Genomic DNA, 21,032 nt, shown 5'->3' on the forward strand with positions numbered 1-21,032 from the left:
CGCACGACATGAATGTTAAATTTTCAACAAGTGGGTATTAAGGGGTATCCCCCTGGATGACCGATAAAGATGAGCGTGGTCAGCCCTGTCGCGCCTCTCTTCTTGACTATAAGTATGTTGTAACTAAATGCGGGTAAAAAAAAGCGCGGTCTAACGCCGCGCAAAGGATAATCAAAAGTTACTTTTTATTTTTAGAATGACGTCCATATACCGCCCAGGTAATAACGACGCAGGCGATATAGAAAATAAGAAAGACCTTCATCGCGCCGACTGGAGAACCGGTTAATGCTAAAGATGAACCAAACGCTTTCGGAATAAAAAAGCCGCCAATCGCGCCAATCGCGGAAATAAAGCCCAGCGCCGCCGCCGTATCGGTCGCCGCTTCACGCATGGCTCTTTCGTCCGACCCGCCTTCCGCTTTAACCCGGTCCATCGTCAGTTTACGGAAGATAACGGAGATCATCTGGAAGGTAGAACCACTCCCCAGCCCCGCCGTCAGGAACAGCGCCAGAAATACCCCGTAGAACGCGATAAAGCTACCGCCAACGCCGCCAGTAGGTAATGTCAGGAACAGCAGACCGCTGAAAATCGCCATCAGGACAAAGTTGATAAGCGTGACGCGGGTCCCCCCCAGACGGTCAGAAATTGCGCCGCCTGCCGAACGCGCCAGCGCGCCGATAAACGGACCGAAAAACGCATAATGCAGGATCTGCACATCCGGGAATTGCGTTTTAGACAGCATAGCGAACCCCGCGGAGAAACCGATAAACGATCCGAAGGTTGCCAAATACAGCAGACTCATGATCCACAGATGACCACGTTTGAGCACCGGCAGTTGCTCTTTTAGCGAGGCCTTAGACGTCGCCAGTTCGTTCATGCCGAACCACGCTGCCAGCGTAAAAATGGCCAGGAAAGGCACCCAAATCCAGGCCGCGTTCGCCAGATAGAGCTGAGAACCGTCCGGCTGCTCTACACCGTGGCTGCCAAAGGCGGCAAAGATAGAGAGCGAAACCACCAGCGGCGCAACCAGCTGCATCACGCTCACGCCCATATTGCCCAGACCGCCGTTCAAACCCAGCGCGCCGCCCTGCTTTTGTTTAGGAAAGAAAAAGCTGATGTTCGCCATACTGGAGGCAAAGTTCGCGCCGGCAAAACCACACAGCAAGGAAATAATAATGAAAGTGCTAAATGGCGTACTGGTATCCTGAACGGCAAAGCCTAACCATACGCAAGGCACGATGAGGATACCGGTACTGAACGCTGTCCAGCGACGTCCGCCAAATAGCGGCACCATAAAGGAGTAAGGCACCCGTAGCAGCGCGCCGGAAACAGATGGTAGCGCAGTCAACATAAAGAGCTGATCGGTCGTAAAATTAAATCCCACTTTCGGCAGGTTCACCGCCACTGCGCTGAATAGCATCCAGACGCAAAACGCCAGCAGTAAACACGGCACAGAAATCCACAGATTACGGCTGGCGACACGATGGCCGCGCTGCTGCCAGAATGCCGGATCTTCCGGACGCCATTCCGTGATAACAGCGCCAGTTGCCCTTTCCGGGGCGGATGAGTGACTCATAGACACCTCTGATTCTTGATTTGATGTCTGCCACATTAGGGTTTACTGCCGAAGGTAAGTTGATATAAATCAAAGGAAAAGTCGTCATCACCGGCGACTAAAAAGCGTTATTATCCTTAATGAGTAGGCTATTTTGGTAAAAAAGCTGTGGTTTTTCACCATGCTGTGTCTGTCTACTCCTTCCCGTCGCAGATACCTCTCTACGGCGGCAATTAAGGAGTAACTCGTTATAGGTATGGGTATACTCCGCTGTATCGTTGAGAATAGCGGCACAGCCGATTGACGCCCCTCTTTTTTGCTACGTTTTTTCGGCGACATTACCCCGAAGAAAGAAGGTAACATGTTTAAACGGTGTTTCTCTCCTCTTACGCTGGTTAACCAACTGGCGCTGATTGTCATGCTCTCTACCGCTATCGGCGTGGCGGGGATGGCGGTTTCCGGCTGGCTGGTTCAGGGCGTGCAGGGTAGCGCTCATGCGATTAATAAAGCGGGCTCATTGCGTATGCAAAGCTATCGACTACTGGCCGCTGTCCCGCTGGATGCTAAAGATCAAAAGCTGCTGGATGAGATGGAGCAAACGGCATTCAGCCCGGAACTGACCCGCGCCGCTGAGCGAGACGGGCAGCAGAAGCAGCTTAAAGCGTTGCAGGATTACTGGCATAACGAACTCTCGCCAGGACTACAGCACGCGCAAAACGCGCACGCGGTCGCAGAAGATGTCACGCGCTTTGTGGCGGGCCTGGATCGCCTGGTGACGTCGTTCGACCATACTACTGAATTGCGTATCGAACGCGTGGTATTAGTTCACCGGGTAATGGCGATCTTTATGGCGCTATTGCTGGTATTTACGATTATCTGGCTACGTGTTCGCCTTTTGCAGCCCTGGAAACAGTTATTATCAATGGCGCGCGCCGTCAGTCAGCGCGACTTTACCCAACGTGCCAATATCAGTGGACGCAATGAGATGGCCGCGTTGGGTTCTGCGCTCAATAATATGTCTGAAGAACTGGCCGAAAGTTATGCGGTACTGGAACAGCGCGTACAGGAAAAAACAGCCGGTCTGGAACATAAAAACCAGATTCTCTCGTTTTTGTGGCAAGCCAACCGCCGACTGCATTCACAGGCTCCGCTATGTGAGCGTCTTTCACCGGTACTGAATGGCCTGCAAAATTTAACCCAGTTGCATGATATTGAGCTGCGAGTCTATGACCTGGAAGATGAAGATAATCACCAGGAATTTACTTGTCAGTCGGACATCAGTTGCGATGATAAAGGCTGCCACCTTTGCCCACGTAGCGCCCTGCCGATGATTAACGGCGGCACCACTTTAAAATGGCGGCTCACCGATGCTCACACCCAATACGGTATTTTGCTGGCGACGCTGCCCTATGGACGCCATCTCAGCCACGATCAGCAACAGTTGGTGGACACGCTGGTTGAACAGCTTACCGCGACTCTGGCGCTCGACAGGCATCAGGAGCGCCAGCAGCAGTTGATTGTCATGGAAGAGCGTGCCACCATTGCCCGCGAACTGCATGATTCTATTGCCCAGTCGCTCTCTTGTATGAAGATGCAGGTGAGCTGCCTGCAAATGCAGGGCGACGTGTTACCGGAAAGCAGCCGTGAGTTACTCAGCCAAATTCGCAATGAGCTAAACTGCTCCTGGGCGCAACTGCGCGAACTGTTAACTACTTTCCGGTTACAGTTGACGGAACCCGGGCTACGTCCGGCGCTGGAGGCAAGCTGCCAGGAGTTCAGCGCCCGGTTTGGCTTTACGGTAAAACTGGATTATCAGCTTCCCCCCCGCCTGGTGCCTTCACACCAGGCGATACACCTGTTGCAAATTGCCAGGGAAGCCCTCAGCAACGCCCTTAAACACTCTCATGCCGACGATGTGGTGGTGACAGTGACGCAATGTGGCAAACAGGTCAAACTAAAAGTGCAGGATAATGGCTGCGGCGTCCCGGAAAACGCCGAACGCAGTAATCACTACGGCATGATCATCATGCGCGATCGGGCGCAAAGTTTGCGCGGCGATTGCCAGGTACGCCGACGCGAGACTGGCGGAACAGAGGTCACTGTTACTTTTATTCCAGAAACAAACTTCACAGAAACCCAGGGAGATACCCATGAATAATCAGGAACCGGCAACCATCCTGTTAATTGACGACCATCCGATGCTACGCACGGGTGTAAAGCAGCTTGTGAGTATGGCGCCCGATATCAGCGTGGTCGGAGAAGCCAGCAACGGTGAGCAGGGTATTGACCTGGCGGAATCGCTCGATCCCGATCTGATCCTCCTTGATTTGAATATGCCGGGAATGAATGGTCTCGAAACGCTGGATAAATTACGCGAAAAAGCGCTGTCAGGACGTATTGTCGTTTTCAGCGTATCCAACCATGAAGAAGATGTCGTCACGGCGCTAAAGCGCGGCGCGGACGGTTATCTGTTAAAAGACATGGAGCCGGAGGACTTGCTCAAAGCGTTACAACAGGCCGCCGCCGGCGAAATGGTATTAAGTGAAGCGTTAACGCCGGTACTGGCGGCCAGCCTGCGGGCCAACCGCTCCACCACCGATCGCGATGTAACGCAACTCACCCCGCGTGAGCGCGATATTCTGAAGCTCATCGCGCAGGGATTGCCGAATAAGATGATTGCCCGACGTCTGGATATCACCGAAAGTACGGTCAAAGTGCACGTGAAACATATGCTCAAGAAAATGAAGCTGAAATCGCGCGTGGAGGCCGCCGTCTGGGTGCATCAGGAACGCATCTTTTAATTATTGCTCCTGGAACGGTTGCCAATGCGGATTATCGTCCGGCATCGTGATAAACGGTTCAGTCAGCGCGAGCGTGATCTCATTGGAAGAGACACGCTGACCTTTTTCATCCTCAACCACCACCGATAAACGCCAGCGATTTGCCGCGCCTTCGCGGTGATCCCAGGCCGGCATAATGATTGTCCAGCCCTCGGTACTGCGGGTGTCCGTTCCTGCCGTCAAACTTAATGCCTGTGTATCGCCCTGCCAGCTCAAATGACGAATACCGTGCACGCTGCGCACCTGCAATTTTAACGCAACCGTCTCACCAGGCGTAAGATCCCAGGGCGGCGTCGCCAGAAAAACCGTTAACGTTTTACGCTGCCGATACTCCATTGTCGGCAACGAGTTACGTTGCGGCGTATCATAGCGGCTACCGCGTAATGACTGGCTTTGCGCCACTTCACTGGCGGCAAGCTGCTTTTTGAGCGGCACGCCGAAGCGGTAGTTAAGCGTCAGCCCCAGGTTATTCTGACTGACCCCGCTCTCGCCCTGTTTGTGCTGGGCGGTCATGGTAAGCAAAGGTACTGGCGTATAGTTGAGACCCAGTTTTAACGCGACAGGATTGTGATACCCCGTTCCGGAGTCAAACAGATCCACGCTATCGCCAAAGTACTGCTCCAGACTAACGCTGGTATTGATATGCTGGTAAAACGGCAGCCGCATTTGCGCGTTGATATCATACCCGCGCGCCATTCGCTGTTCTAAGGTCGCCGTATGCGTCTGCCAGTCGGCAAAAGGCTGATAATAGTTGGCGGATAAACGCAAATATTCTCCCCACGCCTCCGCGCCAAAGCCGGCGCGCTGCAGATTTTCATCCAGCAGATTATCGTAAAAGGTATTATAGCCAAGAAGCCAGCCATCCTGCGCCCAGCGCTGTCCTATGCCAACGTTGCTTACCAGTCCGTCAGTCTGTTGCGTAAGACCAAGCTGGCTCCAGGTCAGATAGCGCTGTTTATCCTGTAAAGGGATAAACCAGCTTCCGCGACTGCCGTTAAAATGACCTTCGTTATCGACGTTAATATCCACGCTGGCGCTGCCCCAGGCTGATAGCCAGCTTTCAAGCTGCTGGTTAACCTGCTCGCTGACCACATCGCGTACCTGTCCGAAAGCGAATTGCCGCGCCTGTTCACCGGTATCCAGATCGTTATTTTTCATGCTGGCTTCGCCAAACGCTTTGGCCATCTCGGCAAAATGCTTTTCCCCTTCGTGGGATTCCGGCATCATGCCTAAATCCGGCAGACGGTTTTGCGTGAAAGGATCTTGCGCCTGCGCACGGATCGTACCGCTGGCAGCCAGCAAGAGAAGCGAGAGTGAGAATGAACGAAAAACAATACGGCTCAACGTGTCGGCAACTTCTACAACAAAAGATAAGAGGAATGGCATCAGAGTAAACCATAACGTGTCCGGACAGGTTTTGCAGCCTTTTCTCGTGCTTCCAGGAATATCCTTATTTTTTTCCGCAGAGCGTCCCGGGATTTTATCCACGCATTTGGCGGCACCCGGTTCCCGAGGTAACATAACGCCATTGCCGACAAAATTTCTCGAGGAGAAGGGTTATTCATGCAAAATATCGTCATTATCGCTAACGGCGCCGCCTACGGCAGCGAATCATTATTTAATAGCCTGCGTCTGGCCATTGCGCTGCGCGAGCAGGAAAGCCATCTCGATTTACGCCTGTTTTTGATGTCAGATGCCGTAACCGCAGGGTTACGCGGTCAAAAACCAGCCGAAGGCTACAATATTCAGCAAATGCTGGAAATTCTGACCGCGCAAAACGTACCGGTAAAATTATGCAAAACCTGTGCGGACGGACGTGGTATCACTCCACTGCCGCTGATTGACGGTGTGGAAATCGGAACGCTGGTCGAGCTGGCGCAATGGACGCTGGCGGCGGACAAAGTGCTGACATTTTGAATCTGTACGCGGGAAAAGCTCCCGCGTCAGGATAGACTTCCGGCAAGAAAATCAGGCTAACACGTGAGTAATACCGCGTTTATTTTTTCTTATGCCATTTATCATCCTCGCCTTTTTCATAATCGTTTTTAACCGCCGCCCAGGCGACTTTGTGTGCGGTTTCCTCTCGACTGGCGTCATCACGACGATCGGCTTTATCTTTATATTGCTCCCAGGCGCTATTAAACGCTTCTTTGTAAATTTCCTGGGCATGGGCTGGAAGAACATTCCGCACATTATCGGGTAAATCACTTTTGGCTTTATACGGCATCACCGCCTCCGTCTTCAGGGAAAACATTAAGTGTGGTAAACAATGCGTTATTACGCCAGTCGAGGAGGATTTTTGCTTTTTACGGAAATTAACTTTTTGTTATTTAAACACTGTTAAAACAAGATGCTTGTTTTACTGACCTTGAAAGAAAAAAATCGTCTACGCCGTAAAACTACGTAAAAAACCACTAAAAAAATACAAATTTCTGCTATTTTTACCTTCTTTACTCTTTCCAAAATATTAACACCTGCACAAGGGAGACCCTCATGACACATGCCTGTGAGGCGGTGAAAACCCGCCATAAGGAGACTTCGCTTATTTTCCCGGTTCTTGCGCTGGTAGTGCTGTTCCTTTGGGGAAGCAGCCAGTCACTACCAGTGGTTATTGGCATCAATATCCTTGCACTTATTGGTATTTTAAGCAGCGCATTTAGCGTGGTCCGTCATGCCGATGTATTAGCGCACCGACTCGGCGAACCCTATGGATCGCTTATTTTAAGCCTGTCCGTCGTTATTCTTGAGGTGAGTTTAATTTCCGCGCTGATGGCTACCGGCGATGCTGCGCCAACGCTTATGCGCGATACGCTCTACTCTATTATTATGATTGTCACCGGGGGACTGGTCGGTTTCTCGTTGTTGTTGGGCGGGCGTAAATTCGCAACGCAATATATGAATTTATTTGGGATTAAGCAGTATCTTATCGCGCTATTTCCGCTGGCGATTATTGTGCTGGTTTTTCCCATGGCATTGCCGCAAGCCAATTTTTCTACTGGTCAGGCATTATTGGTCGCGTTAATTTCCGCCGCGATGTACGGCGTATTTTTGTTGATTCAAACCAAAACGCACCAGAGCTTATTTATCTATGAACATGAAGATGAAGGCGATGATGACAATCCACACCACGGTAAACCCTCCGCGCACAGTAGCGGCTGGCATACGGTCTGGTTACTCATTCATTTAATTGCGGTCATTGCCGTTACCAAAATGAATGCCAGCCCGCTGGAGGCGTTGCTGACCAGCATGAACGCCCCGGTCGCCTTTACCGGTTTCCTGGTCGCGTTGTTAATTCTCTCGCCGGAAGGACTGGGCGCGCTGAAGGCGGTACTGAATAATCAGGTTCAGCGGGCAATGAATCTGTTCTTCGGATCGGTGTTGGCGACGATTTCATTAACCGTGCCGGTTGTCACGCTCATCGCCTGGGCGACAGGTAATGATCTGGTGTTTGGTTTAGGCGCGCCGGAAATGGTAGTGATGGTGGCCTCGTTAGTGCTGTGCCATATTTCGTTCTCTACCGGACGCACCAACGTGCTAAACGGCGCGGCGCATCTGGCTTTATTTGCCGCCTATCTGATGACGATTTTTGCCTGATATAAAAAAGCCGGATAGTATCTTATCCGGCCTACACAAGCTAAAAACCGCAATCAGTTCTCGGTATCCAGCTCGTCGAAGCTTTTCACCAAATCATCAATCGCTTTTATCTGGGTCAGGAACTGCTCCAGTTTCGCCAGCGGCAGTGCGGAAGGACCGTCGCACTTCGCGTTAGCCGGGTCCGGATGCGACTCCAGGAACAGGCCCGCCAGACCGACAGCCATACCGGCGCGCGCCAGCTCGGTCACCTGACCACGACGACCGCCCGAGGCAGCGCCAAATGGGTCGCGGCATTGCAGCGCATGGGTAACGTCGAAAATCACCGGCGAGTTGCCGGAGACCTTTTTCATCACGCTAAAGCCCAGCATATCCACCACCAGGTTGTCATAACCGAAGTTCGCGCCGCGGTCGCACAGAATCACCTTATCGTTACCGCCCTCATGGAACTTATCCACGATATTGCCCATCTGACCCGGGCTTACGAACTGCGGCTTTTTCACGTTAATCACAGCGCCGGTTTTCGCCATCGCTTCCACCAGGTCGGTCTGGCGCGCCAGAAACGCCGGGAGCTGAATCACGTCAACCACATCAGCCACAGGCTGCGCCTGGCTGGCTTCATGGACGTCAGTGATCACTTTTACGCCAAATGTCTGTTTGAGTTCCTGGAAGATTTTCATCCCTTCTTCCAGACCCGGCCCACGGTAAGAGTGAATAGAGGAACGGTTGGCTTTATCAAAAGAGGCCTTGAACACGTAAGGAATACCCAGCTTCTGGGTAACGGTTACGTAGTGCTCACAAATGCGCATTGCCAGATCGCGTGACTCCAGCACGTTCATACCGCCAAACAGCACAAACGGCAGGTCATTTGCCACCTTAATGTCGCCAATGTTAACCACTTTTTGTTTCATAGGATCGCCTTACACTTATAGGTAAAATGTCGGTTAATTAATGTAGAACAATTTGCTTGTGCGCAATGGTGTTGATCTGCGCACGAATCATTTCGCTGATCGGGTCTTCCGGACACTGTTCAACGAAGTAGCTTAAATCAGTCAGCGCAACGTGTTCACACTCAAGCTGCGCGTAGATCAACCCGCGGTCACGGATTTCGTAAGGATCTTCCGGGTTAAATTGCAACAATGCTTCGCTAACGCGCAGCGCCAGCTCCATTTGCCGTTCCTCCATCAGCGAGGATTTCAGCGTATCCAGTAGCTTACGAATCACTTCGGCGTTATCCGCTTCGTCCAAATCTTCATTAAACAACTCGGCGACCGGACTAATATTGCCTTTTAACCAGACTTCCAGAGTATGTTCATCAAGCGTTTCACCGTTGAACGGGTTAATCAGCCACATTTCCCCTTCCAGCGATTCAATACGCAAAATCAACTGCGTTGGGAAGATAACGGGCACCAACGGCAAATCAAGACGGTTTGCTATCCATAATAAAATAGCGCCCAACGATACCGCGCTCCCCTGGCGTTTTTTCAGGACTTTATCGAGCCATAAAGCATCAGAAAGACGGTAGACGCCGCGGGAATCCGTGAACCCCCACTCGCCGTAAAAAAGTGCCAGCAATTTTTCCAGTTGCTCATCCTGAGACAGGAGCTGGCTAATTTCTTCCTGCGCCAGACTGACCAGACGTTCCAGTTCGTCGTAGACAAACTGCGTGGGAAAATCCAGGCGAATCATCTCTGATGCCAGGATCATGCCATCACACAGCGGCGCATTGTTAAATTCGAAATCAGCTAACGACCTCATGACTTACCCCAGTAACGGTATTTTTGTGGTGGCGAGTTTAATGATGATGTACAGCACCACCAGCGCCAGCGGGAAAGCGATAAAACGCGCCTGCTGGCTGCGCGCCTGACGATAATCAAGCGCAATAAAACCCAAAACGATGTAGATGATAACGCCAAACAGTTTTTCAGTCAGCCATGCGCCCGATTCCGTGAATGGCAGGATGTGCGTTTTAACGATTAACCCGATACCGCTAAACAGTAACAGGGTATCTATGACGGGAGGCACGATTCGTGTCCAGCGCGCGGCGGCCAACGCATGGCCGCAATAGCGCCACCAGTAACGAGCGATAAACAAACTGACGGAGAGCGCAACACAGATAAGATGAAGCGTGAGCAACATTGCAATTGTCATGGCGTAAAACGTCCGCAGGTCACGCGTTCATTCCCGCCATAATCACGACACGTTTCTACATCCGAGTAACCAGACCGCCTGAAAACCGCTCTTACCGCTTCGCCTTGCTGCCAACCGTGTTCCAGCAGCAGGAAGCCGCCGGGCGTTAACATCTGACGGGCGTTATCGATAATATGCGTCAGATCCGCCATACCGTTTTCGTCCGCCACCAACGCCGAGCGCGGTTCAAAGCGTACATCGCCTTCGCTAAGGTGCGGGTCCTGCGCATCAATGTAGGGCGGATTGCTGACAATCATGTCGAACTGCTGCCCCGATAGCGCGCTGAACCAACAACTTTGCAGTATACGCACATTCCGGATAGCCAAATGTTCCGCGTTGCGTATCGCCAGCGCAACCGCATCAGGCATACGATCGACCGCAGTCACCTCGCAATCCGGTCGCTCGCAGGCCAGCGCCAGCGCAATCGCGCCAGTTCCGGTGCCTAAATCCAGAATACGACAGGTTTTGACCGGCAATCGCGCCAACGCCTGTTCCACCAGACATTCGGTATCCGGGCGCGGAATTAGCGTGGCGGGTGAAACGAAGAGCGGCAGCGACCAGAATTCGCGTAAGCCCGTCAGGTACGCAATGGGTTCGCCCTGTTTACGCCGCTGCAGCAGATCCGCGAGCTGTTGTTGCTGGACGTCGGTAAGCGGCGTTTCGCCAAAGGCCATAATATACGTCCGCCCCTTGCCCGTAACGTACTCAAGCAGGATCTCGGCGTCGCGCCGGGGGCTGTCGCTGTCCCGGAGCTGGTTTACCGCCTCATGCAGCCAGTGCTGAAAATCCATTATTCCTGCTCGGACAATGCGGCTAACAGGTCAGCCTGATGTTCCTGAACAATCGGCTCAATCAGCATATCCAGCTTACCTTCCATCGTTTCATCAAGGCGATATAACGTCAGATTAATACGATGATCGGTCACGCGCCCCTGGGGGAAATTATAGGTCCGGTTACGATCGCTGCGATCGCCGCTGCCAAGCAGGTTGCGGCGCGTTGACGCCTCGGCCTGCTGGCGTTTTGCCGTTTCGGCGGCGTGAATGCGCGCCCCAAGCACCGAGAGCGCTTTCGCTTTGTTTTTATGCTGCGAACGCTCGTCCTGGCATTCCACCACGATGCCGGTCGGCAAGTGGGTAATACGGATAGCGGAGTCGGTGGTGTTAACGTGCTGACCGCCCGCGCCGGAAGAACGAAACGTATCAATGCGCAGATCCGCCGGGTTAATATCCGGCAGCTCGGCTTCCGGCAGCTCCGGCATCACGGCGACGGTACAGGCGGAGGTATGGATACGCCCCTGCGACTCGGTCGCCGGAACACGCTGTACGCGGTGTCCGCCGGACTCAAATTTCAGTCGGCCATACACGCCGTCGCCGCTGATTTTGGCGATGATCTCTTTATAACCGCCATGCTCGCCTTCGCTCATGCTCATGATCTCCACGCGCCAGCGGCGCGCTTCGGCATAACGGCTGTACATGCGGAACAGATCGCCGGCAAACAGCGCGGCTTCGTCGCCGCCGGTGCCGGCGCGAACCTCAAGGAACGCGTTTCGTTCATCGTCCGGATCTTTCGGCAGCAGCAGTACCTGTAACTGTTGCTCCAGTTGTTCGCTTTTTTCTTTCGCTTCGCGCAGTTCTTCCTGCGCCATTTCTCGCATTTCAGGATCGTCGAGCATCATCTGAGCCGTCTCGATATCGTCCTGAACCTGTTGCCAGTCCGTAAAACAGCGAGAAACGTCGCTTAATTGCGCATATTCGCGCGACAATGCGCGAAAGCGGTCCTGGTCGGCGATAATTCCCGCATCGCCCAGCAACGCCTGAACTTCCTCATGGCGTTCGTGCAGGGCTTCCAGTTTGGCAACGATAGAAGGCTTCATAGGCGTAAATTCACCCTGTAAAAAAGTGTGGTGTGTGCTGCTACTCCAGCCCGAGGCTGTCGCGCAGAATATTCAGGCGTTCGTCATCCCCGTCACGGGCAGCCTGTTGAAGTGATTTCGTTGGCGCATGAATCAGGCGGTTGGTCAGTTTCCATGCCAGATCCTGCAAGATGGCTTGCGCATCGCCGCCCTGTTGAAGGGCCGACAGCGCTTTGGTAGTCAGTTCGTCACGAATCTGCTCCGACTGACTACGGTATTCCCGAATGGTCTCGCTGGCCCCCTGGGCGCGTAGCCAGGCCATAAACTCGCTGGCTTCCTGCTCAACAATCGTTTCCGCTTCCACCGCCGCAGCCTGACGCTGCGCCAGATTATGCGAAATGATGCTCTGTAAATCATCGACGCTATAAAGATAAGCGTTCGCCAGTTTGCCGACTTCCGGCTCAACGTCGCGCGGTACGGCGATATCCACCAGCAGCATCGGCTGGTTGCGACGGCTTTTTAATGCGCGCTCCACCATACCTTTACCGATAATCGGCAGCGGGCTGGCGGTCGAACTGATGATAATATCGGCATCCTGCAAGCGGGCGTCGATATCGCTGAGCGAGATAACCTCAGCGCCAACCTCATCCGCCAGGGCTTGCGCGCGCTCGCGGGTTCGGTTGGCGATAATCATCTTTTGTACTTTATGCTCGCGCAGGTGACGCGCCACCAGTTCAATAGTTTCACCCGCGCCAACTAACAGTACAGTGACCATCGAGAGCGATTCAAAGATTTGGCGGGCGAGCGTACAGGCGGCAAACGCGACGGAGACGGCGCTGGCGCCGATATCGGTTTCAGTCCGCACTCGCTTGGCGACGGAAAAAGACTTCTGAAACATTCGCTCCAGCGCGCTGGCGTTAAGGTGGCCTTTTTGCGAATCCGCAAACGCTTTTTTCACCTGACCGAGGATTTGCGGTTCGCCCAGCACCAGTGAATCCAGACCGCTGGCGACGCGCATCAGGTGGCTGACGGCGTCATTGTCCTGATGCCAGTACAGACTGTTGCGCAGATCGTCCTCGTTCAGGTTATGGTAATCGCATAACCAGCGGATCAACGCTTCTTGCAGGTTATCCTGCTCTTCCACGCTCAAATACAGTTCTGTACGGTTACAGGTTGACAGCACGACCCCGCCCTGCACCATTGGCTGCGCAAGCAGGCTGTCCAGCGCCTGATCAAGCGTGTCCGGCGAAAACGTTACGCGTTCTCGCAGCGATACAGGTGCCGTTTTATGGTTAATACCGAGCGCTAAAAGGGTCATGTCTGCGGGAGTAGTACCAGCGTTGATATGGTTAGTCTGCTTGCATCATACAGGATGCGCGTGGTCAATAAAAGAGAGAGCCCCCTTTTGGAGTAATTGGCAGCGCTCGCTAATTTGATGATTTAAGACAACTTGAAAGTAGACGATGTCACCAGGCGGCGCTAGCATTAAAGGCTATAACTGTAACCGATAGCAAAAATTTGCCGAATCGCGGCGCGAACGTTTTTACAGCCTGCAGGTTCAGTTTTCAGGCCTGATAAGCGTAACGCCATCAGGCAATTATTGCACCGTATCACAAGGATTCGTCATCACTATGACCCTGCCCGATTTTCGCCTGATTCGTCTACTGCCGTTAGCAAGCCTGGTTCTCACCGCCTGTACGCTTCCTGGGCATAAAGGCCCGGGCAAGAGCCCGGATTCCCCTCAGTGGCGCCAGCATCAGCAAGAGGTGCGTCATCTGAATCAATACCAGACGCGCGGCGCCTTTGCTTACATCTCAGATGATCAGAAAGTCTATGCGCGCTTCTTCTGGCAACAGACCGGACAGGATCGCTACCGTCTGCTGCTTACCAACCCATTGGGCAGCACCGAGCTGGAGCTTAACGCCCAGCCGGGCAACGTCCAGTTGGTGGATAACAAAGGCCAGCGTTATACCGCCGATGACGCCGAAGAGATGATCGGCAAACTCACCGGGATGCCGATTCCGTTAAACAGCCTGCGGCAGTGGATCCTCGGTCTGCCTGGCGATGCCACCGACTACAAACTGGACGACCAGTACCGCCTGAGCGAAGTGAACTACCGCCAGGATGGTAAAAACTGGAAAGTGGTTTACGGTGGCTATGACAGCAAAACGCAGCCTGCCATGCCTGCCAATATGGAGCTTTCAGACGGCAGTCAGCGCATTAAGCTGAAAATGGATAACTGGATTGTGAAATGATGACCCATTGGCCTTCTCCGGCAAAATTAAACCTGTTTTTATATATCACCGGACAGCGTGCAGACGGCTACCACACGCTGCAGACGCTGTTTCAGTTTCTGGATTATGGCGACACACTCCACATCGAACCACGTCACGATGGCGAAATCCATTTATTAACGCCGGTTACCGGCGTTGAAAATGAAAACAATCTGATCGTCCGCGCCGCGCGGCTGTTGATGAAAGTCGCCTCGGAGAGTGGACGCCTGCCCGCCGGAAGCGGCGCGGATATCAGCATTGAGAAGCGCCTTCCCATGGGCGGCGGTCTGGGTGGCGGCTCGTCTAACGCCGCGACCGTTCTGGTGGCGCTCAATCATCTTTGGCAATGCGGGCTTTCCATTGATGAACTGGCGACGCTCGGCCTGACGCTCGGCGCCGACGTCCCGGTCTTTGTTCGTGGCCACGCCGCGTTTGCCGAAGGCGTAGGCGAAATATTAACGCCGGTGAATCCGCCGGAAAAATGGTATCTGGTCGCGCACCCTAGCGTAAGCATTCCGACGCCGGTTATCTTTAAAGATCCTCAATTGCCGCGTAATACGCCAAAAAGGTCAATAGATACGTTACTAAAATGTGAATTCAGCAATGATTGCGAGGTTATCGCAAGAAAACGTTTTCGCGAGGTTGATGCGGCGCTTTCCTGGCTGTTAGAATACGCGCCGTCGCGCCTGACTGGGACAGGGGCCTGTGTCTTTGCTGAATTCGATACAGAGTCTTGTGCTCGCCAGGTGCTTGAGCAAGCCCCGGAATGGCTCAATGCTTTTGTGGCGAAGGGTGTCAACCTCTCCCCATTGCATCGAGAGTTACTCTAACGCATTCGGGTTTCAGGAAGATGGCGAAATGACGAATCGCCGGTCATATATGCCGTATTTGACCGGTGTGAGGCATCGATACCAGCGCACATGAAACGTGAATGAAGACGAGTAAGCCGGGCAAGCTGAGCTTCGGTGACAACGTCACCTTGTTCCAGACGTTGCATCGCGCTCTTTAATACACCGCCTGGATAGGATTTTGCCTGGCCCGCACAGTTTTCGGCAGATTCTTTCCACCAATGGACGCATGCCTGAGGTTCTTCTCGTGCCTGATATGAAGCTTTTTGCTGGTAACGCCACCCCGGAACTAGCACAACGTATTGCCAACCGCCTGTACACTTCTCTCGGCGACGCCGCCGTAGGTCGCTTTAGCGACGGCGAAGTCAGCGTACAAATCAACGAAAATGTACGCGGTGGTGATATTTTCATCATCCAGTCCACTTGTGCCCCAACCAACGACAACCTGATGGAATTGGTCGTTATGGTTGATGCCCTGCGTCGTGCTTCCGCAGGTCGTATCACCGCCGTTATCCCCTACTTTGGCTATGCACGTCAGGACCGTCGCGTACGTTCCGCCCGTGTGCCGATTACCGCAAAAGTTGTCGCTGACTTCCTGTCCAGCGTCGGCGTTGACCGCGTTCTCACCGTAGATCTGCATGCTGAACAGATCCAGGGCTTCTTTGACGTTCCGGTTGATAACGTGTTCGGTAGCCCAATCCTGCTCGAAGATATGCTGCAACTGAATCTGGATAACCCGATCGTGGTTTCCCCGGATATTGGCGGCGTGGTTCGTGCCCGCGCTATCGCTAAGCTGCTGAACGATACCGATATGGCTATCATTGATAAACGTCGTCCGCGCGCGAACGTTTCTCAGGTGATGCACATCATCGGCGACGTCGCTGGCCGTGACTGCGTGCTGGTTGATGATATGATCGATACCGGCGGTACTCTGTGCAAAGCAGCAGAAGCATTGAAAGAACGTGGCGCTAAACGCGTGTTTGCCTACGCGACGCACCCGATCTTCTCAGGCAATGCGGCAAACAACCTGCGCAACTCCGTCATTGATGAAGTCGTTGTCTGCGACACCATTCCGCTGACCGACGAAATCAAAGCGCTGCCGAACGTGCGTACCTTGACCCTGTCAGGTATGCTGGCCGAAGCGATTCGCCGTATCAGCAACGAAGAATCGATTTCCGCCATGTTCGAGCATTGATCGAACCCGGATCTGAAACCCGCTGCGGCGGGTTTTTTTGTCTGTAACACCCTTTTGTATGACTTATGCCTCCTTCACCTGCCATTTAGTTGACAGATGATGCGCTCATGGATGAAACATTATTGTGAACAAATTATTTTCCTCACATGTGATGCCTTTCCGCGCTCTCATCGATGCTTGCTGGAAAGAAAAATATACCGCCTCCCGGTTCACCCGTGATGTGATAGCCGGGATCACCGTCGGGATTATTGCTATCCCGCTGGCGATGGCGCTGGCAATTGGCAGTGGCGTTGCGCCGCAGTATGGCCTCTATACCTCCGCTGTCGCCGGGATCGTGATCGCGCTAACCGGCGGCTCGCGCTTTAGCGTTTCCGGCCCTACCGCCGCGTTTGTGGTGATTTTGTATCCGGTGTCGCAACAGTTTGGTCTGGCGGGCCTACTGGTCGCCACGCTGATGTCGGGCTTCTTCCTGATCCTTTTCGGCCTGGCGAGACTGGGGCGATTGATTGAATATATCCCGGTGTCGGTCACGTTGGGTTTTACCTCAGGGATTGGTATTACCATCGGTACCATGCAGATTAAAGATTTTCTTGGTCTGCAGATGGCCCATGTGCCAGAGCACTATTTGCAGAAAGTCGGCGCGCTGTTTATGGCGTTGCCCACCGTCAATATTGGCGATGCCGCCATTGGCGTGGTAACGCTGGGAACGTTGATTTTCTGGCCGCGTCTCGGTATTCGTCTGCCAGGACATCTTCCCGCGCTACTGGCCGGTTGCGCCGTGATGGGGATCGTTAATCTGCTGGGCGGCAATGTGGCGACTATCGGCTCACAGTTCCATTACGTTCTGGCTGACGGCACTCAGGGCAACGGCATCCCGCAGCTCCTGCCGCAACTGATGCTGCCGTGGAGTCTTCCTGGCTCCGATTTCACGCTAAGCTGGGATTCACTGCGCGCGCTGCTGCCAGCGGCCTTCTCGATGGCAATGCTGGGGGCAATCGAATCATTGCTCTGCGCCGTCGTGCTGGACGGCATGACCGGCACCAAACATAAAGCTAACAGCGAACTTATCGGCCAGGGACTGGGGAATATGGTCGCGCCGTTCTTTGGCGGCATCACCGCCACCGCCGCGATTGCCCGCTCTGCCGCCAACGTCCGCGCTGGCGCGACCTCTCCCATCTCGGCGGTAATTCACGCTATCCTGGTCATTCTGGCGCTACTGGTCTTGGCCCCGCTACTCTCCTGGCTGCCGCTTTCCGCGATGGCGGCGCTACTGCTGATGGTGGCATGGAATATGAGTGAAGCCCATAAAGTGGTGGATCTGTTACGCCATGCGCCGAAAGACGACATCATCGTTATGCTGCTGTGCATGTCATTAACGGTTCTGTTTGATATGGTCATCGCCATCAGCGTGGGGATTGTCCTTGCTTCCCTGCTGTTTATGCGCCGTATTGCGCGAATGACTCGACTTGCGCCGGTCAATGTCGATGTGCCTGATGATGTGCTGGTGCTGCGTGTTATCGGTCCACTCTTTTTCGCCGCGGCGGAAGGACTGTTTACTGACCTTGAGTCACGTATTAAGGGCAAACGTATCGTCGTTCTGAAATGGGACGCAGTACCAGTGCTGGATGCAGGCGGGCTTGATGCTTTTCAGCGTTTTGTGAAGCGTCTGCCGGAGGGTTGCGAATTGCGTATCAGTAATCTGGAGTTCCAACCGCTGCGCACAATGGCGCGTGCCGGTATCAAACCTATTCCTGGGCGTCTGACCTTCTTCCCGAACAGGACGGAGGCGTTAGCGGATTTACTCAGTTAATGGACAATGCCCGGTGGCGATAACGCTTACCGGGCCTGAACCGGTTAGCTATGACGACGATTATCGTTACGGCGGCAACGTTTGTCATAGTGACGTACCCACCAATATTTGTCGCTCACCTGCTCATGCCCCCCTACACGAGCCCCCGCCAGCCAAAGAACTGCCCCGACAAAAATACTCAGTATTGCGCCATGCGCAAAAAATTGCGGCAAATTAAACTGCGGCAGTTGGTTTAAAATAGAGTAACCCACGCCGACAACCATCACGACCAGCCCCAACCCCATCAGCACGTTACCGAATAACGAAGCGTTTTTGCGTTTCATATGTCACCTCCGGAACTTTTGGGTTGTTTTTAGGAAATCCCCCTAAACTTTATGTGTAAAGTATAGACAACACTTCCATTTGTAAGTGCGGGTGTGATCACAAATGTAAATTTTCATTTAACAAAACTTTACAAATAACACTCTGAACAGTTTACATTTTTAATAATCAATGCTGGCAATTATTTAATTTACTTCAGAGTGTCGCTGTGTTTTGTCAAGCGGGCAGACAGACAGTAAACTACGCGCCAGTTATGGATCTACTCAGGACAAAAAACGTGGCAATTAAATTGATTGTTGGTCTGGCGAATCCCGGCGCGGAATATGCCGCGACGCGACACAATGCAGGCGCATGGTACGTCGATTTACTGGCGGAGCGCCTGCGCGCGCCGTTGCGTGAAGAGCCTAAATTCTTTGGCTATACCTCACGCATCACGCTGGAAGGGGAAGATGTTCGCCTGCTGGTACCCACCACGTTCATGAACCTCAGTGGTAAAGCAGTTGGCGCAATGGCCAGTTTTTACCGTATTCAGCCGGAAGAAATTCTGGTCGCTCACGACGAGCTGGATCTCCCTCCGGGCGTCGCGAAATTTAAACTTGGCGGCGGCCACGGCGGCCACAATGGTCTGAAAGACATCATCAGCAAGCTGGGTAATAATCCCAACTTTCACCGCTTACGTGTTGGAATTGGTCATCCAGGCGATAAAAATAAAGTTGTTGGTTTCGTGCTGGGTAAACCCCCTGTTTCTGAACAAAAATTAATTGATGAGGCCATTGACGAAGCGGCACGCTGTACGGAATTGTGGTTCAAAGAGGGTCTGGCCAAAGCAACAAGCCGTTTGCATACCTTTAAGGCGCAATAACCAGTGATGTGCGGCATTTTTGCCGCACGCCGTGTATAATAGGCGAAGTTATTTCCATTTCTGCAATCTGTTTTCTATAACAGGTTGATTATTAAGATATTAAGGTGAGTTAAATCATGGGATTCAAATGCGGTATCGTCGGTCTGCCCAACGTCGGGAAATCCACCCTGTTCAACGCGCTGACAAAAGCCGGTATTGAAGCGGCAAACTTTCCGTTCTGCACTATCGAACCGAATACCGGTGTCGTGCCGATGCCCGATCCGCGTCTGGACCAGTTGGCTGAGATTGTTAAACCGCAACGCATTCTACCAACCACGATGGAGTTCGTGGATATCGCCGGTCTGGTAAAAGGCGCATCCAAAGGCGAAGGGTTGGGTAACCAGTTCCTGACCAATATCCGTGAAACCGAAGCTATCGGTCACGTGGTTCGCTGCTTTGAGAACGACAATATCATCCACGTGGCGGGTAAAGTAAATCCGGCAGAAGATATTGATGTTATCAATACCGAACTGGCGCTGGCTGACCTCGATACCTGCGAGCGCGCTATCCATCGCGTACAGAAGAAAGCCAAAGGCGGCGATAAAGACGCCAAAGCGGAACTGGCCGCACTGGAAAAATGCCTGCCGCACCTGGCCGAAGCGGGGATGCTGCGTTCGCTGGACCTGACGGACGAAGATAAAGCGGCTATCCGTTATTTAAGCTTCCTGACGCTGAAGCCGACAATGTATATCGCTAACGTCAATGAAGACGGTTTTGAAAATAACCCGTATCTGGACCAGGTTCGCGAAATCGCCGCGAAAGAAGGTTCGGTCGTGGTTCCGGTGTGTGCCGCCGTCGAAGCTGATATTGCTGAGCTGGATGATGACGAGCGCGACGAATTTATGGCTGAACTGGGTCTGGAAGAGCCGGGGCTGAACCGCGTTATTCGCGCGGGTTATCGCCTGCTGAACCTCCAGACCTACTTTACCGCCGGGGTGAAAGAAGTTCGCGCATGGACCATTCCGGTTGGCGCAACCGCGCCGCAGGCAGCAGGTAAAATCCATACCGACTTCGAAAAAGGCTTTATCCGCGCCCAAACTATCGCCTTTGACGACTTTATTACCTATAAAGGTGAACAAGGCGCGAAAGAAGCCGGTAAGATGCGAGCGGAAGGCAAAGATTACATCGTTAAAGATGGCGATATAATGAACTTCCTGTTCAACGTCTAAATAACATTTGTTGTCTCATGAGGTTTCATTGAACCTCATGACAGCGGTAAAACCCTATAAAATCCACGCAATGGCGTGGATTTTATCTTTTATAGTATCTCAGATGAGAGCGTAGAAACGCGACTAAAACTGAGCATTCCGGTGAATACAATAAGCAGCTATTTTCACACATGATAAGTCCGCCCACTCAAATTAGCTGAGCATCCAGAAGCTCACTACAGTTAACGTTTTCAAAATGGCAGTGAATTGTCTGAATGACTGGTTCCAGAACAGATAGACTCGCCACCAAAGACTACATAATTTAGGGAACAATGTTCACGAATTGTATATTTACACCAAAGTGATACGATATTTTCTATCAATGGAATATCTATAAGGTGAATTTTTACCACCATTATCACCCATATTATAAATATTAGGAACTTCAGTATCGGTAGATTTCTAAAGGCGCCTTCTAACAGGCTTCAAAACGGTGTCCGCCCCTGCA

The 21,032-nt window shown here is 52.8% G+C and carries 20 protein-coding genes; 10 read left to right on the forward strand and 10 right to left on the reverse strand.

Features of this window, described 5'->3' with window-relative positions:
• Positions 1-178: 178 nt before the first annotated feature.
• A complete protein-coding gene (narK, locus tag ACLD4F_RS04060) occupies positions 179-1,576 on the reverse strand; it encodes a nitrate transporter NarK (RefSeq protein WP_000019848.1) in 1,398 nt (465 codons plus the stop codon).
• A gap of 340 nt (positions 1,577-1,916) precedes the next feature.
• Here narK and narX point away from each other — a divergent pair, with 340 nt between their 5' ends.
• Together narX and narL are read left to right on the forward strand one after the other, a co-directional pair.
• Positions 1,917-3,713 (forward strand): nitrate/nitrite two-component system sensor histidine kinase NarX, encoded by a 1,797-nt coding sequence (narX, locus tag ACLD4F_RS04065; protein ID WP_080108496.1) that lies wholly within the window; start codon positions 1,917-1,919, stop codon positions 3,711-3,713.
• On the forward strand, positions 3,706-4,356 hold the full coding sequence (gene narL, locus ACLD4F_RS04070) for a two-component system response regulator NarL (RefSeq protein WP_001633832.1): 651 nt from the start codon (positions 3,706-3,708) through the stop codon (positions 4,354-4,356). The genes narX and narL overlap by 8 nt, the downstream gene beginning before the upstream one ends.
• On the opposite strand, the gene ACLD4F_RS04075 is transcribed toward narL, so the two are convergent.
• Positions 4,357-5,781, reverse strand: coding sequence for a YchO/YchP family invasin (locus ACLD4F_RS04075; protein WP_001116352.1), 1,425 nt, complete (start codon positions 5,779-5,781; stop codon positions 4,357-4,359).
• A 177-nt stretch (positions 5,782-5,958) separates the two neighbouring features.
• Here ACLD4F_RS04075 and ACLD4F_RS04080 point away from each other — a divergent pair, with 177 nt between their 5' ends.
• Positions 5,959-6,312, forward strand: coding sequence for a DsrE/DsrF/TusD sulfur relay family protein (locus ACLD4F_RS04080; protein WP_001179794.1), 354 nt, complete (start codon positions 5,959-5,961; stop codon positions 6,310-6,312).
• A gap of 79 nt (positions 6,313-6,391) precedes the next feature.
• Here the strand turns inward: ACLD4F_RS04080 and chaB are convergent, their stop codons facing one another.
• Complete coding sequence (gene chaB / locus ACLD4F_RS04085) at positions 6,392-6,622, reverse strand: putative cation transport regulator ChaB (RefSeq protein ID WP_023176685.1); 231 nt, start codon at positions 6,620-6,622, stop codon at positions 6,392-6,394.
• 266 nt (positions 6,623-6,888) lie between these two features.
• On the opposite strand from chaB, the gene chaA reads away from it, so the two are divergent.
• Complete coding sequence (gene chaA, locus ACLD4F_RS04090) at positions 6,889-7,989, forward strand: sodium-potassium/proton antiporter ChaA (RefSeq protein WP_000148418.1); 1,101 nt, start codon at positions 6,889-6,891, stop codon at positions 7,987-7,989.
• Between the two features lie 53 nt (positions 7,990-8,042).
• Here the strand turns inward: chaA and kdsA are convergent, their stop codons facing one another.
• From kdsA to hemA, 6 genes are read right to left on the reverse strand one after another with little or no spacing between them, the layout of a single operon-like run.
• On the reverse strand, positions 8,043-8,897 hold the full coding sequence (gene kdsA / locus ACLD4F_RS04095; RefSeq protein ID WP_000811046.1) for a 3-deoxy-8-phosphooctulonate synthase: 855 nt from the start codon (positions 8,895-8,897) through the stop codon (positions 8,043-8,045).
• Positions 8,898-8,934: 37 nt separating this feature from the next.
• The gene (gene sirB1, locus ACLD4F_RS04100) at positions 8,935-9,744 is read right to left on the reverse strand and encodes an invasion regulator SirB1 (RefSeq protein WP_001257065.1); all 810 of its coding nucleotides are present in this window, start codon (positions 9,742-9,744) and stop codon (positions 8,935-8,937) included.
• Between the two features lie 3 nt (positions 9,745-9,747).
• A complete protein-coding gene (sirB2, locus tag ACLD4F_RS04105) occupies positions 9,748-10,137 on the reverse strand; it encodes an invasion regulator SirB2 (protein ID WP_076935314.1) in 390 nt (129 codons plus the stop codon).
• Positions 10,134-10,967, reverse strand: a complete 834-nt coding sequence (gene prmC / locus ACLD4F_RS04110) for a peptide chain release factor N(5)-glutamine methyltransferase (protein ID WP_000347310.1) — start codon at positions 10,965-10,967, stop codon at positions 10,134-10,136. The genes sirB2 and prmC overlap by 4 nt, the downstream gene beginning before the upstream one ends.
• Positions 10,967-12,049 (reverse strand): peptide chain release factor 1, encoded by a 1,083-nt coding sequence (gene prfA / locus ACLD4F_RS04115; RefSeq protein ID WP_000804703.1) that lies wholly within the window; start codon positions 12,047-12,049, stop codon positions 10,967-10,969. Before prfA ends, prmC begins: the two co-directional genes overlap by 1 nt.
• 40 nt (positions 12,050-12,089) lie before the next feature.
• The gene (gene hemA / locus ACLD4F_RS04120; protein ID WP_134938126.1) at positions 12,090-13,346 is read right to left on the reverse strand and encodes a glutamyl-tRNA reductase; all 1,257 of its coding nucleotides are present in this window, start codon (positions 13,344-13,346) and stop codon (positions 12,090-12,092) included.
• Positions 13,347-13,659: 313 nt separating this feature from the next.
• Here hemA and lolB point away from each other — a divergent pair, with 313 nt between their 5' ends.
• The 4 genes from lolB to dauA all read left to right on the forward strand — a co-directional run bounded on the left by lolB (position 13,660) and on the right by dauA (position 18,154).
• Entirely contained in the window at positions 13,660-14,283 is a 624-nt protein-coding gene (gene lolB / locus ACLD4F_RS04125) for a lipoprotein insertase outer membrane protein LolB (RefSeq protein WP_000174484.1), read from the forward strand.
• Positions 14,280-15,131 carry a 4-(cytidine 5'-diphospho)-2-C-methyl-D-erythritol kinase gene (gene ispE / locus ACLD4F_RS04130; RefSeq protein ID WP_411010683.1) on the forward strand — a complete coding sequence of 284 codons (852 nt, stop codon included), beginning with the start codon at positions 14,280-14,282 and terminating at the stop codon, positions 15,129-15,131. The genes lolB and ispE overlap by 4 nt, the downstream gene beginning before the upstream one ends.
• Positions 15,132-15,396: 265 nt before the next feature.
• Positions 15,397-16,344 carry a ribose-phosphate diphosphokinase gene (prs, locus tag ACLD4F_RS04135; RefSeq protein ID WP_001518537.1) on the forward strand — a complete coding sequence of 316 codons (948 nt, stop codon included), beginning with the start codon at positions 15,397-15,399 and terminating at the stop codon, positions 16,342-16,344.
• Positions 16,345-16,468: 124 nt separating this feature from the next.
• Positions 16,469-18,154: a C4-dicarboxylic acid transporter DauA gene (gene dauA / locus ACLD4F_RS04140; protein WP_001037181.1), complete on the forward strand. Its 1,686-nt coding sequence runs from the start codon at positions 16,469-16,471 to the stop codon at positions 18,152-18,154.
• 44 nt (positions 18,155-18,198) lie between these two features.
• On the opposite strand, the gene ychH is transcribed toward dauA, so the two are convergent.
• Positions 18,199-18,477 carry a stress-induced protein YchH gene (gene ychH / locus ACLD4F_RS04145; RefSeq protein ID WP_000823878.1) on the reverse strand — a complete coding sequence of 93 codons (279 nt, stop codon included), beginning with the start codon at positions 18,475-18,477 and terminating at the stop codon, positions 18,199-18,201.
• Positions 18,478-18,752: 275 nt separating this feature from the next.
• On the opposite strand from ychH, the gene pth reads away from it, so the two are divergent.
• The gene (gene pth / locus ACLD4F_RS04150) at positions 18,753-19,337 is read left to right on the forward strand and encodes an aminoacyl-tRNA hydrolase (protein ID WP_179125422.1); all 585 of its coding nucleotides are present in this window, start codon (positions 18,753-18,755) and stop codon (positions 19,335-19,337) included.
• 116 nt (positions 19,338-19,453) lie between these two features.
• Positions 19,454-20,545: a redox-regulated ATPase YchF gene (gene ychF / locus ACLD4F_RS04155; RefSeq protein ID WP_000505850.1), complete on the forward strand. Its 1,092-nt coding sequence runs from the start codon at positions 19,454-19,456 to the stop codon at positions 20,543-20,545.
• Positions 20,546-21,032 lie beyond the last annotated feature (487 nt).

Source organism: Salmonella sp. 741265050_HSA, from assembly GCF_046569445.1.
In the GTDB taxonomy this organism is placed as follows: Bacteria; Pseudomonadota; Gammaproteobacteria; order Enterobacterales; family Enterobacteriaceae; genus Salmonella; species Salmonella enterica.